Source organism: Microbacterium sp. zg-B185 (assembly GCF_030246885.1).
GTDB lineage: Bacteria > Actinomycetota > Actinomycetes > Actinomycetales > Microbacteriaceae > Microbacterium.
Genome location: NZ_CP126739.1, coordinates 891,420 through 904,165, shown reverse-complemented (window position 1 = coordinate 904,165; position 12,746 = coordinate 891,420). Strand labels below are relative to the sequence as shown.

Sequence of the window (12,746 nt, the reverse complement as noted above, 5' to 3'; positions counted from 1 at the left end):
TCTCCCTACATGAAACGTGTGGATGATCATGTCTGCACGAGACGCACGCCACAACGGACGTCAGCCCGCGCCGCTTCACAGGCTTCGAACTTGGGAAGGCGGGGGTCGCGCAGAGTTTCGCAGATTGCGAGCGGAGGCCAGATTCACGTAGCTACGTGGAACCCTCCGTTATGTCCCTCACTGTACCACCCTTGAAGTCGACGGCGAGCATGAGCGCCTCCCACGGAGTGTCCGTGGAACGGGCCGCCAGATCGGCCGCCGCGAGCCGCCGTCCGGGGCCGTCGGCGAGCACCAGGACGCTCGGTCCGGCGCCGGAGACGACGGCTGCGAAACCGGCGTGGCGGAGGCTCTGCACGAGGCGGTCCGTGTCCGGCATGGCCTGTGCGCGGTAGCTCTGATGCAGCTTGTCCTCGGTCGCGGCCAGCAGCAGCTCGGGGCTCTGCATGAGCGCGGCGATCAGCAGTGCGGACCGCGAGACGTTGAAGACGGCATCCTCGCGCGGCACCTGCAGCGGCTGCAGACTGCGCGCGACGCTCGTGGACATCGTGGACTCCGGGACGAAGATCAACGGCGAGACGCCCCGGTGGACGAGGAGCTTCTTGTGCTGGGGGCCGGACTCGTCCACCCATGCGATGGTGAGACCGCCGAACAGGGCCGGGGCGACGTTGTCGGGATGGCCTTCCAGCTCGGTGGCCAGGCGCAGCAACGTGTCGGCGCCGAACTCGACGTCTCCGGCCAGCAGGCCCTTGGCCGCGAGCAGACCGGAGACGACCGCAGCACCGGATGAACCCAGGCCACGTCCGTGCGGGATGACATTGCGCGCTTCCAGCCGCACGCCGGGCATCCGCCGGCCGACCGACTCGAACGCGTACGCCATCGAGCGGACGACCAGGTTCGACGCGTCGCGGGGAACGTCCTGGGCGCCCTCTCCTTCGACGGTCACCTCGACGCCGTCGCCGGGAATCCGGCTGACCACGAGTTCGTCGTAGACGCTCAGCGCCAGACCCAGCGTGTCGAACCCGGGTCCGAGGTTGGCACTGGTCGCCGGCACACGTACCGCAACCGACCGCGTGGTCATCCCCCGCACCCGCCGCGTTCCGCGCCGCCTCGCCCGGTGGCCGGGTGCGGCAGCCGGTCCGCCGGATTCCGGACGCGCGCGGAGCGTGCGCTCACGCGATACCCGCCGGGGCAGGTGTCAGGCCGAGCACGGATGCCACGTCCGACGTGGTCGCCTCCACGATCGTGGGCTCCACCTGGGTGCCGTCCGCATTGCGCAGCGCCCACTGGGGGTCCTTCAGCCCGTGGCCGGTGACGGTCAGCACGACCCGCGATCCCTGCGGGATGACCCCGGCCTCGGCGCGCTCGAGCAGACCCGCGACGCTGATCGCGGAAGCCGGCTCCACGAAGATGCCCACTTCGCCGGCGAGGAGCTTCTGGGCCGCCAGGATGCGGTCGTCGTCGATCGCGCCGAAATACCCGTCGGTCGCGTCGCGTGCTTCCAGGGCGAGCTCCCACGATGCCGGATTGCCGATGCGGATCGCGCTGGCGATGGTCTCGGGGTTCTTGACGATCTCGCCGCGCACCAGCGGTGCGCTGCCCTCGGCCTGGAAGCCGAACATGCGCGGCACGCGCGTGGAGATCCCGCGGTCGGCCTCCTCGCGGTATCCGCGTGAGTAGGCGGTGTAGTTGCCCGCGTTGCCCACCGGGATGAAGTGGAAGTCCGGAGCGTCGCCGAGCGTCTCGACGACCTCGTAGGCCGCCGTCTTCTGGCCTTCGATCCGGTCCGGGTTGACCGAGTTCACCAGGTGCACCGGGTAATGATCGGCCAGCTCCCGGGCGATCTCGAGGCAGTCGTCGAAGTTGCCGCGGATCTGGATCAGCTGGCCGTTGTGGGCGACCGCCTGGCTCAGCTTGCCCATGGCGATCTTGCCCTCGGGGACCAGCACTGCGGCGGTGATCCCGGCGTGGGCGGCGTACGCCGCGGCCGATGCCGAGGTGTTGCCCGTGGAGGCGCAGATGATCGCCTTCGCGCCGTGCTCGATCGCCCGCGAGACGGCAACGGTCATGCCGCGGTCCTTGAACGAGCCGGTGGGGTTCATCCCCTCGAACTTCACCCAGACGTCCGCCCCGGTGCGACGCGACAGCGCGGGCGCGGGCAGCAGCGGGGTACCGCCCTCGCCGAGCGTGACGACGGTCGACGCATCCGTGACTCCCAGCCGATCGGCGTATTCGCGGAGGACTCCGCGCCAGACGTGTGCCATGTCAATCTCCTTCTACGCGCAGCACCGACACGACCCGTTCGACCACGCCGCTGGCGGCGAGTCGATCGACGGTGTCGCTGAGGTCCTGCTCTCGTGCTTTGTGGGTTCCGATGACCAGCCGCGCAGCGGGGACGCCGAGGGCGGCGTCATCGATCACGGTCTGCTCCACCGTGGCGATCGACACTCGGCCATCGCTGAGGATGCCGGCGATCGTGGCGAGCACGCCGGGCCGATCGTCGACTTCGAGCGTGATCTGGTAGCGGGTGGTGACGTGGCCGATCGGGACGATCGGCAGGTTCGCGCGGGTGGACTCGGCCACGCCGACGCCGCCGGCGATGTGGCGTCGGGCCGCGGAGACGACATCGCCCAGCACCGCCGACGCCGTCTGCACGCCGCCGGCACCGGCGCCGTAGAACATCAGGTTGCCGGCGGCCTCGGCTTCGACGAAGACGGCGTTGTTGGCGCCGTGGACGCTGGCCAGCGGGTGATGCCGGTGGATCAGCGCCGGATACACGCGCACCGAGATCGACTCCGGTGCGTCCGCACCCGGTTCTGAGGCGATTCGCTCGCAGACCGCGAGCAGCTTGATGACGTAGCCCGCGTGGCGCGCCGAGTCGATGGTCGACGTGTCGATCGAGGTGATCCCCTCGCGGTGCACGGCATCCAGAGGCACCGTCGTGTGGAAGGCGAGGCTGGCCAGGATCGCCGCCTTCTGCGCGGCGTCGTAGCCTTCGACGTCGGCGGTGGGGTCCGATTCGGCGTACCCGAGGGCCTGCGCCTGTGCGAGCACGTCCGCGAAGTCGGCGCCCTCGGTGTCCATGCGATCGAGGATGTAGTTGGTCGTCCCGTTCACGATGCCCATGATGCGCTGGACGCGGTCGCCGGCGAGCGAATCGCGAAGCGGACGGATGATCGGGATGGCGCCGGCGGCCGCCGCCTCGTAGTAGACCTGCGCGCCGACCTGGTCGGCGGCGTCGAAGATCTCCGGTCCGTGGGTGGCCAGCAGCGCCTTGTTGGCGGTGACGACGTCGGCGCCGGAGTTGATCGCCTGCAGGAGGTACGTCTTGGCCGGCTCGATCCCGCCGATCAGCTCGATCACGATGTCCGCGCCGACGATCAGGGACTCCGCGTCCGTGGTGAACAGCTCTCGCGGCAGATCGGTCTCACGCGGCGCGTCCAGGTCGCGCACGGCGATGCCCACCAGCTCCAGCGCCGCCCCGGCGCGGTCGGCGAGTTCGTCCGCGTGCTTGAGCAGCAGCGCGGCGACCTGCGAACCCACGGCCCCGGCCCCCAGCAGCGCCACTCTCAGTCGGCGGTGGTCGATCATCCGGCTCCCTCTGTTGCGTCGTCGTCCCCGCCGAAGGCGGGTGTCTCGTCCAGGCCGGCGTCGTGGGCCAGCAGGTCGTCCACGCTCACGCCGCGCACGATGATCCGTGCGGAGCCGTCGCGCACCGCGACGACCGGCGGACGCGCCACGTAGTTGTAGTTGCTCGCGAGCGAGAAGCAGTACGCGCCGGTCGCCGGCACTGCCAGCACGTCGCCCGGGACGATGTCCGCCGGAAGGTACTCGGCATCCACCACGATGTCACCGGACTCGCAGTGCTTGCCGACCACCCGCACCAGTGCGGGCGCCGCCTCGCTCACGCGGGACGCGATCCGCGCGCTGAACTGCGCGCCGTACAGCGCCGGACGCGCGTTGTCGCTCATTCCGCCGTCCACGCTCACGTACAGTCGCTGCGCCCCGGCGCCGATCTCGACCGGCTTGGTCGTGCCGACCTCGTACAGGGTCACCCCGGCCTGCCCCACGATGGCCCGTCCCGGTTCGAAGGCGAGGTCGGGCATGGGGATGCCGCGCACCTCGCACTCGCGGGCCACGGCGTCGACGATGCCGGAGGCGAGCGCCTCGATCGGCGTGGGGTCATCGGCGGAGGTGTAGGCGATTCCGAACCCGCCGCCGAGATTGAGCACCGGGATCTCGCCGCCGACCAGCAGGGTCGCGTGCAGTTCGACGATCCGCGCCGCGGACTCCTCGAAGCCCGCCGTGCCGAAGATCTGGGATCCGATGTGGCAGTGCAGACCCGCGAACACCAGCGCAGGCAGCTCGCGGATGCGAGCGACCACAGCCGGGGCCTCCTCGAGTGTGAAGCCGAACTTCTGATCCTCGTGCGCCGTCGCCAGGAACTCGTGCGTCTCGGCGTGCACGCCGCTGTTGACGCGCACGAGGACGGCCTGCGCGGGGGCATCGTCCGCGGTGCGGCGCTCCAGGATCGCGGCCAGCCGCTCGAGTTCGATCCAGCTGTCCAGCACGATCGAGCCGATGCCGACGTCGACCGCGTTCTGCAGCTCTGCGACGCTCTTGTTGTTGCCGTGGAATCCGAGGCGGGCGGGGTCGGCCCCTGCCGCGAGCGCGACGGCGAGTTCGCCTCCGGTGCACACGTCCACGGCAAGGCCCTCGCCGGTCACCCAGCGCACCACCTCGGCGCACAGGAAGGCCTTGCCGGCGTAGTAGACGCGGGCCTGCACGCCGTACGGCTCGGTCGCGGACCGGAAGGCGGCGAGGGTTCGCCGTGCGTGTGCGCGGACCTCGTCCTCGTCGACCACATACAGCGGGGTGCCGAATCGGTCGCGCAGGTCGGTGGCCGGCACTCCCGCGAACCGCAGCACACCCTCGTCGTCCCGCTTCGCGGCTGCCGGCCAGACGCCGGCGGCGAGCGCGTTCGCATCGTCCGGGGGCAGGAGCCAGTCCGGGGCGAGCGAAGGAGAGACGGACAACTCGAACCAATCGTGGAAAGGGTGCTTCGGCGCGACTGCTGCGGGGGTGAGCCCGGGCTCAGCGGGTGTGCCGCGGCAGCGGCGGACTCACGCGCCGGGCGGTCCCCAGAAGTCTATGGCACGGCATCTGCACAGCACGCTTCGGTGACAATCCTCACGCACAGGCACCGGGCTGCTGGAGCGCGGGGTCGCGGACGATGGCGCCGTCGATGTCCAGATCGGCGACCACCTGCTCACCGGTCACCGAGATCCCCGCAAGCCGCACCCCGGCCGGCAGGTACGACGCGATGCAGATCGTCCAGTCCCGCAGCACCGTGTCCGCCACGGCGCCGAACTGCGCTCGGAGCGCTTCGGCCGACACGTCGTTGCCGGCCAGCTGCAGGGATGCCGGCGTGAGCACGATGTCCCCGTCCACCGCGCCGGGGGTGAGCGCCACCCCGATCGGCAGGGCGAGACCGAACAGGCGCAGCTCGGTGGTCATGGTGACGTTCGGTTCTGCCAGGCCGACGGACTCGGCGGGGAAACCCTCGACCGTGGACAGCAGACTACGGAGCTGTTCGGTGTCGAGCACGACGGTCGCCGACGCCGCTCCGGCCGCGGCATCCCCCCGGATGGCGATGTCCTGCGCCCGGACGGTCACATCGCCGACCAACGCACCGAGTGCGACGTCATCGGATGCGATGGTGACATCGTCCAGGCTGCCCGCGATCAGCTGCGGAAGGACCATCCCCTCGACCGCGACGTCCACCTCCTGGTCGGCCGGCAGCGCGAGCTGAGTGATGACCTGCTGCCGGATCGCGGAGGTCACGATGTCGCGGGCGATCCACTCCCCCGCGAACCACGCCGCCACGGCCAGACCTGCCACGACCAGGACGGCGACGATCCACGGCCACGCCCGGCGGCGTTTCCGAGGCGCCTGCTCGGTGTAGGCCCACTCCGGAAGGGGCTCGGTGGGCTGGGTCTGGGCGGCCGTCATGGCTGCGCCTACATCCGCTCCGGCGCGTCCACGCCCAGCAGGTCGAGCCCGTTGCGCAGCACCTGTCCGGTCGCATCGTTCAACCAGAGTCGGGTGCGGTGCACGCTGCCGACGGGCTCGTCGCCGAGCGGGATCACCCGGCAGTTGTCGTACCAGCGGTGGTACAGCCCGGCGAGCTCCTCGAGGTAGCGGGCCACACGGTGCGGTTCGCGCACCTCGGCCGCGAACGCCACGATGCGGGGGAACTCCTGCAGCGCGCCCAGCAGCGCGGACTCGGTCTCTTGGTCCAGCAGCTCGGGCGCGAATTCGCTGCGGTCGACGCCGGCGCCGACGGCGTTGCGTGCGACGTTGTGCGTCCTGGCGTGCGCGTACTGCACGTAGAACACCGGGTTGTCGTTGGTCCGCTTGCGCAGCAGCTCGGGGTCCAGGGTGAGCGGCGAGTCGGCCGGGTAGCGCGCCAGCGAGTACCGCAGCGCATCGGTGCCGAGCCACTCGCGCAGGTCGTCCATCTCGATGATGTTGCCGGCGCGCTTGGACAGCCGTGCGCCGTTGATCGACACCAGCTGGCCGATCAGCACCTCGATGTCCTTCTCGGGGTCGTCACCGGCGGCGCCCGCGAGGGCTTTCAACCGGTGCACGTAGCCGTGGTGGTCGGCGCCGAGCAGGTAGATCTTGTGCGCGAACCCGCGATCGCCCTTGTTCAGGTAGTACGCGGCATCCGCGGCGAAGTAGGTGTACTCGCCGTTGGAGCGGCGGATGACGCGGTCCTTGTCGTCACCGAAGTCGGTGGTGCGCACCCAGACCGCGCCGTCGTTGTCGAACACGTGGCCCTGCGCGCGGAGCCGCTCCACCGCCTCGTCGATCAGGCTGGGCTCGCCATCGCTGCCCACCGCGTGCAGCGTGCGCTCGGAGAACCAGACATCGAAGTTGACGTGGAATTTCGCCAGGGATGCCTGCAGCTCACCGAGTTGGAACCCGTAGGCCAGGTCGCGGGCGACGAGCACCTGCTCGGCGGCATCCAGGTCCAGCAGGTCCGGACGAGCCTCCAGGACGCGACGGGCCAGGTCGTCGATGTACGCACCGGCGTAGCCGCCCTCCGGACCGGGCTCGCCCTTGACCGAGGCGAGCACCGACTGCCCGAACCGGTCCATCTGCACGCCCGCGTCGTTGATGTAGAACTCGCGGGCCACTGTCGCGCCGCTGGCGAGCAGCAGCCGGGCGATGGAGTCGCCCAGCGCGGCCCACCGCGTGTGCCCGATGTGCAGCGGGCCGGTGGGGTTGGCACTGACGAATTCGACGTTGATCGCGTTGCCGTGCTGCGAATCGTTGGTACCGAAGGCGGCACCGGCGTCCACGATCGTCTTGGCGAGCGCGCCGGCGGCGGCGGCATCCAGGCGGATGTTGATGAAGCCCGGACCGGCGACCTCGACGCTCGCGACCCCCGCCGTCCGTGCGAGTCCGGCCGCGATCTCGGTCGCCAGTTCGCGCGGGTTCGCTCCGACGGCCTTCGCGAGCTTCAACGCCGCGTTGGAGGACCAGTCACCGTGGTCGCGGTTCTTCGGGCGATCCAGCGGGAGGTCGGCGGCGGTCAGCCCTGCCGAGGAACCCTCTCGGCGCGCCTCGGCGAGCGGGCTGACGATGGCGAGCAGGGCGGCGGAGAGTTCGGCAGGGTTCATGGCCGCACCAGTCTACGTTTCCGAGCTGTGAGCCCCGCTGTCCCCCGCACCGGTTCCCCTGTCACCGAGCGCCGGCCCCGTCGGCGTGTCGTGACAGGCGAAGCGCCTGGAACCCGGGGGAAAGGTGGCGCTGACAGTCAGGCAAGCTGCACCGGCGTGGTGAAATCGTCCAGCCGGGGATCGGATGCCGCCTCTGCCGCTCCGGGCACGTCCGGCCCGCCCCCGCCCTCCAGGCCCTCGGCGGAGGCCGCGTCGGGCATGACCCACGCGTCCACGCGCATGTGCGCCAGTGCGACGTGTCCGCCGTGATAGCTGAGGAACGCGCAGTCGGCGGCATCGCGCCCGGTGGCTATGCGCACCAGCGAGCGCCGGTCCGCCAGCCGGGTGGCGTCGATGACGTACCAGGCCCCGTCGTGGAAGGCCTCGGCGACGGCGTGGAAGTCCATCGGCTGCAGACCCGGCGCGTAGCACGCGGTGTAGCGGGCAGGCATGTCCATCGCCCGCAGCAGCGAGATCACGACGTGCGCGTAGTCGCGGCAGACTCCCTGGCCGGTCATCAGGGTGGTCACCGCGCTGTCGGTGCCCTGACTGAGTCCGGGCGTGTACGTCGTGCTCGTCGCGACGAACTCCGACACGGCCGCGATCAGTTCGTGGCCCTGCAGCCCGCGGAACTGGCGGCGCGCCTGGCTGAAGACCTCGTCCGACTGGCAGTACCGGCTCGGCCGCAGGTAGGTGATCGCTTCGAGATCGCTGGTGCGGCCGCTGGTGATCTGCCCCTCGACGGTGGCGTGGTAGCGCACTTCCAGTCGGCCGGCCTCGCCGGTGAGCCGGTGCAGACGGCTTCCGGACTGGTCGACGATCTCGGTGGGCGTGTAGACCCGCTCGCCCTGGGTGAAGGTCAGCTCCTCGCTCACCAGCGGCACGTGCTGGGCCGCCGCGACTTGGAAGATGAGGTCGACGGAGGACCCCAGTTCAAGGTCCAGTTCAGCGGTCACGAAGCGTTGCACCGGAGTATCCTCGCACGCCGGATCGACTGCTTCGCGCGCACCGCGAATCAGGCTCCTCCGGCGCCGCGGCGGCGAGCCCCACCGCCCCGGAATCGCACCCGTTTACGGGCAGGAGGTCGCCCCGCCCGAACGTACGCAGACGCGTGTTCTGCGCAGCGCGCATCATCGCTTACTGTTCTGACGTGAACCCGCCCGCCACCGCCCGACGCGCACGTCGGTTCTGGCCGCTGGCCATCGCGGCGCTCGCGGTCGCCGCGGTGTGCGCGGTCGCCGCTGTCCGGCCGTGGACCGCGGACCCCGGTGCGGTGGTCGCGACCGGCCGGGATGCCGTCGCCGCCGTGGCCGGGCCGCTTCCGCTGGCGCTGCCCGAGCAGCCGCGCGTGCTCATCTTCGGGGACTCCTGGACGTACGGGTCGGCGGCATCCCTCCCCTCGCTCGGGTACGCGTACGTGATCGGCCAGCGACTCGGCTGGGACACCACCGTGGACGGCGTCCGTGGCAGCGGCTATCTCAAACCCGGCCTGGACGGAGGCTCCTACGGCCAGCGCATCGCCGCCCTCGACCCGGCTCTGGATCCGGACCTGGTTCTGATGGAGGGCTCCATCAACGACCGGCGCCTGCCGGAGAGCGGCTACCGGGAGGCGGTGACCGCGGCGTGGGATGCGCTGGCGGCGCTCTACCCCGAAGCATCCGTCGTCATCCTCGGTCCGGCCCCGCAGGTGCTGCCCGTGGAGACAGCGACCGCGCGCATCGACGCGGACCTGGCCGACCTGGCGGCGGCCCGCAGCTGGTGGTACATCTCCCCGATTGCCGACGGCTGGATCACGACCGAGAACTACGCCGAGGTCATCGACACGGCGATCGGCCGCGACCACCCCTCGACGGACGGTCACGCGTACCTCGCGACGCGCCTCGCCGAAGCGCTCGCGGGACTCGGCGAGGGGACGGATGCCGCGGCGGACGGTCCGCGTCGGCCGGACCCGATCGGCCCCTGACGCGAACGAAGCGCCGCGCCCGGTGATAACCTCGATCGGTACGCCTCCGTAGCTCAGGGGATAGAGCGTTGGTTTCCGGTACCAAAGGTCGCTGGTTCGATTCCAGTCGGGGGCACCATACGGGACAAGGGATCGCGGGTCATTCAGACCTTGCGATCCCTTTCTCGTGACAACACCGTGACAACAATCGAGTCGCGCTTCGCCTGATCGAGAGCGGCCGCGACGGTGTCGAGATCGTCGTCGAACAGGTCTGCGTAGACATCGAGAGTCATCGCGGCTGACGCGTGGCCGAGCATCCGCTGCACGGACTTCACGTGTGCGCCGGCCTGTACAGCGAGCGACGCGGCCGTATGGCGCAGATCGTGGGGCGTGACTCTCGGGAAGTCGGGATCGGCAGCCTGTGAGGCGCGTACGGCCGCGGTGAACCATCCGTTGCGTGACGCGGGGATCTTCACGTGATTTGTGCCGTCTCCGAACAGCAGCTGGTCACGCGTCTTGCCTTCGGCGAGCTGTGCGAGGGGGAGGGCGAGGAACTCGGGGTAGGGGACTGACCTCGAGCGGTGCGTCTTCGGTGACCCGACGTGCACCTCCGCCGATACCAGGACGGCGTTTTCTTCGACCCTCACGCGCCGTCTGAGCGTGTCAACGTGTCTGATGCGTAGTGCGGTCGCCTCGCCCCATCTGAGGCCTGTATACGCCAGGAACAGGACGAGGGTGGGGTGTCTGGTGTTGTCGGCGAGGCCCTGCACTTGCGCGTGAGCGAGATAGTGCCTGCGCGCATTGCGAGTCTTCGGTGGGAATGAGATGTCGCGGGCGACGTTGCGCGTCAAGCGGTGATCCTGGACGGCAGTGTCGAGGATGCCGGCGAGTACTCCGTGCGCGCGTCGGATGGTCGTGGATCCGCCCGCGATCGTCGACACCCACGTCTGCACCTCCGAATGACGGATGCTCCCGATCTTCCGGGCACCCCACTTCGGCTCCACGTGCTTCGACCAAGCCGACTGCAGCGGCCGCATCGACGACGGCTTCAACACGCCCTCACGCTGCTGCAGCCACTCCTTGCCAAGCGTGGTGATCGTGACCTCCGCGCTGGCCGGGTCGACGTACTCGCCGCGATTCTTCGACACTTCGAGCTCAGCGAGACGCGCTTCCGCATCGCGCTTCGTCGCGAACCCGCGCTCGGTGGTCTGCGAATGGTCGGGGCGCCGGTAGCTGATCCGGTACCGCTTCGCGCCGCCGGCCGTTGTGTAGGGGTAGACGCTACCCATCAGCGCTACCCATCAGCGCTACTCACAGCCGGCCTCCTGGGCGACATTGTGCTCTGTCTCCGCGGAGATGTCGAGAGCGCTGTCGTCTCAGCCGGCTTCGAGCCGTCCGGAACCGTTGCCCGCGCCGACCTGTTACTCCACCAAGTAACTGGCGGGCGTGAGGAACGAATCGGTGACAACTGATCGTTGGTGCTGGGAAGCGCCGACCCGAAAGCTGGTCCTCGCCGGTCGGCTATTCACCGATGGGTGCCATAAATGCCCGGTTGCGGGACGTGAACGACATCGGTAACGCCCCGATCGTCGGTCAATCGAGTTGCGTTCGCATGAAGGCATCCGCGAGGGCGCGCGTCCGGTCCATGTCGTTAGTGACTGGCTCTGATTCGAAGTGTTCGGCGTGCTCAAGCTGTACAACGACAAAGCGTTCCAGTACGGCTGGCGCCGGGGCCGCGCCCAGTTCCCGGGTCTCCGCCTTCAGAGCGATCAGCTCGAGCGCAGCGCGATGCACCTCGTCGCTGACATCACTCTCCGCCAGCAGCGTCGGCAGATCCATCGGTGGCACCACTGCTGTCGGGTGCGTCTCAAGCCATCGCAGCGCGGCAGCCGGTCGCAGTCCGTAGAAGAAGCGCTTCAGCGTGGGCGTGCCGGCACGCTGCTTTTTTGCGACATGCAGGTAATGGCGGCCGATCGCGCCGCGCTCGACAATTTCATCGGCGAGGGTCAGCAATTCATCGCGGAACGACGTGTCCCCGGCGTAGACGATCGGCGAACGAAGCCACTCGACGGCTGTCGCGTTGCCCTTGGCGATCAGCTTGACCGCCTTCGCGACGTCCCACCCATTGACGTCATAGATCTTGTCGAGCGGTGTCTCGATCACATCGCGGGCTGGCCAGAGTGACAGGTAGTCGTCTCGAGTCCGCAAGAACAGGAACCGGCAGTCGTAGTCGCTGTCGGGGGAGGGGAAACCCCACGCGCGGCTTCCGCTTTCGATCGCCCAGGGAATCCGAACATCTTCCTCGGTGGACACACTCGAGAGGCGTCGGTCGATCTCAGCGATCACGAACGGATCAAGCGATAAGGGAACCGAGCGCACCGATCGAAGGTACCGCGGACGCGCTCCGCGGGATGTGCGCAACCCCGGTCCCTTCACGTTCATCGCGCGCACGCCGAGTGAAGGCAAGCCTCTGGAGCGTTCACGCAGCGACGGCGCGTTGCGGTAGACCGGGTCTCGCTGAAGCCCGATAGCGGTCCCACCCGCAGCTGAATGGCCCTCGCGCGCGCTCAGGCGCAGACCCTCACCTCGGGCAGACCCCCCGAGCGATCCAGCAGCGCGCCGAGCCCGGAAACTCGAGAACAGCAATGCACGCAGGCACTATAAGTGGGTGGCTTCCGATCCCTTGCAATGTCTGGGATGCCGTGTAAACCAGGTTGCATGGCACGAAGCAGGTATACGAAGCCAAAAGTTCGCCGCGAAGAAGCGTACCGCCGGCAGCGGGAAGCCAACGACGCCGCCGCCGCAGTGGCACGTGAGCGAGCAAGGGAGCTGGCTGAAGCGGAACGCTCAGCCGCAGCACACCGAGATCTCCAACTCGTTTGGGGCGGCCGTGAAGACGGACTCACGCGTCTTCGCGACATCTCACGCCAGCTCGAGAAGCCACATCGAGCGGAACGCGCCCTGCTCCAAGAGCGGGATGAACTGGTCCACACGCTGCGACGAGTCGACGTGTCGTGGGCGATGCTCTCGACGTGGTCCGGACTAAGCCGCCAAGCGCTCAGCAAGCGACCGAAATCGAG

The 12,746-nt window shown here is 69.2% G+C and carries 10 protein-coding genes and 1 tRNA gene; 2 read left to right on the top strand and 9 right to left on the bottom strand.

Translation table 11 applies throughout. The features are described 5' to 3' along the window. Window positions 1-151 precede the first annotated feature (151 nt). The 7 genes from thrB to QNO12_RS04195 form a co-directional block, all read right to left on the bottom strand. Window positions 152-1,078 carry a homoserine kinase gene (gene thrB, locus QNO12_RS04225; protein WP_257502812.1) on the bottom strand — a complete coding sequence of 309 codons (927 nt, stop codon included), beginning with the start codon at window positions 1,076-1,078 and terminating at the stop codon, window positions 152-154. A 91-nt stretch (window positions 1,079-1,169) separates the two neighbouring features. Then, window positions 1,170-2,261 carry a threonine synthase gene (gene thrC, locus QNO12_RS04220; RefSeq protein ID WP_257502813.1) on the bottom strand — a complete coding sequence of 364 codons (1,092 nt, stop codon included), beginning with the start codon at window positions 2,259-2,261 and terminating at the stop codon, window positions 1,170-1,172. A gap of 1 nt (window position 2,262) precedes the next feature. Then, a complete protein-coding gene (locus QNO12_RS04215; protein ID WP_257502814.1) occupies window positions 2,263-3,588 on the bottom strand; it encodes a homoserine dehydrogenase in 1,326 nt (441 codons plus the stop codon). Beyond that, window positions 3,585-5,033 carry a diaminopimelate decarboxylase gene (gene lysA, locus QNO12_RS04210; RefSeq protein ID WP_257502815.1) on the bottom strand — a complete coding sequence of 483 codons (1,449 nt, stop codon included), beginning with the start codon at window positions 5,031-5,033 and terminating at the stop codon, window positions 3,585-3,587. The genes QNO12_RS04215 and lysA overlap by 4 nt, the downstream gene beginning before the upstream one ends. Before the next feature lie 154 nt (window positions 5,034-5,187). Continuing rightward, a complete protein-coding gene (locus QNO12_RS04205) occupies window positions 5,188-6,009 on the bottom strand; it encodes an LmeA family phospholipid-binding protein (RefSeq protein ID WP_257502816.1) in 822 nt (273 codons plus the stop codon). A gap of 8 nt (window positions 6,010-6,017) precedes the next feature. After that, a complete protein-coding gene (argS, locus tag QNO12_RS04200; protein WP_257502817.1) occupies window positions 6,018-7,685 on the bottom strand; it encodes an arginine--tRNA ligase in 1,668 nt (555 codons plus the stop codon). A 137-nt stretch (window positions 7,686-7,822) separates the two neighbouring features. Next, window positions 7,823-8,692: a transglutaminase-like domain-containing protein gene (locus QNO12_RS04195; RefSeq protein WP_257502818.1), complete on the bottom strand. Its 870-nt coding sequence runs from the start codon at window positions 8,690-8,692 to the stop codon at window positions 7,823-7,825. A 182-nt stretch (window positions 8,693-8,874) separates the two neighbouring features. Between QNO12_RS04195 and QNO12_RS04190 the strand changes: the two genes are divergently transcribed. Continuing rightward, on the top strand, window positions 8,875-9,687 hold the full coding sequence (locus QNO12_RS04190; RefSeq protein WP_257502819.1) for an SGNH/GDSL hydrolase family protein: 813 nt from the start codon (window positions 8,875-8,877) through the stop codon (window positions 9,685-9,687). A 42-nt stretch (window positions 9,688-9,729) separates the two neighbouring features. Next, window positions 9,730-9,805 (top strand) — tRNA-Arg (locus QNO12_RS04185). Window positions 9,806-9,830: 25 nt separating this feature from the next. On the opposite strand, the gene QNO12_RS04180 is transcribed toward QNO12_RS04185, so the two are convergent. Together QNO12_RS04180 and QNO12_RS04175 are read right to left on the bottom strand one after the other, a co-directional pair. Next, complete coding sequence (locus QNO12_RS04180) at window positions 9,831-10,955, bottom strand: site-specific integrase (RefSeq protein WP_257502820.1); 1,125 nt, start codon at window positions 10,953-10,955, stop codon at window positions 9,831-9,833. Between the two features lie 304 nt (window positions 10,956-11,259). After that, window positions 11,260-12,045 (bottom strand): nucleotidyltransferase domain-containing protein, encoded by a 786-nt coding sequence (locus tag QNO12_RS04175; protein WP_285178281.1) that lies wholly within the window; start codon window positions 12,043-12,045, stop codon window positions 11,260-11,262. Between the last annotated feature and the right edge of the window lie 701 nt (window positions 12,046-12,746).

Coding starts and splice junctions, on each gene's coding strand:
- QNO12_RS04205 (WP_257502816.1), bottom strand. CDS start 6,009: ATGACGGCCGCCCAGACCCAGCCCACCGAGCCCCTTCCGGAGTGGGCC.
- QNO12_RS04180 (WP_257502820.1), bottom strand. CDS start 10,955: ATGGGTAGCGTCTACCCCTACACAACGGCCGGCGGCGCGAAGCGGTAC.
- argS (WP_257502817.1), bottom strand. CDS start 7,685: ATGAACCCTGCCGAACTCTCCGCCGCCCTGCTCGCCATCGTCAGCCCG.
- thrC (WP_257502813.1), bottom strand. CDS start 2,261: ATGGCACACGTCTGGCGCGGAGTCCTCCGCGAATACGCCGATCGGCTG.
- QNO12_RS04215 (WP_257502814.1), bottom strand. CDS start 3,588: ATGATCGACCACCGCCGACTGAGAGTGGCGCTGCTGGGGGCCGGGGCC.
- thrB (WP_257502812.1), bottom strand. CDS start 1,078: ATGACCACGCGGTCGGTTGCGGTACGTGTGCCGGCGACCAGTGCCAAC.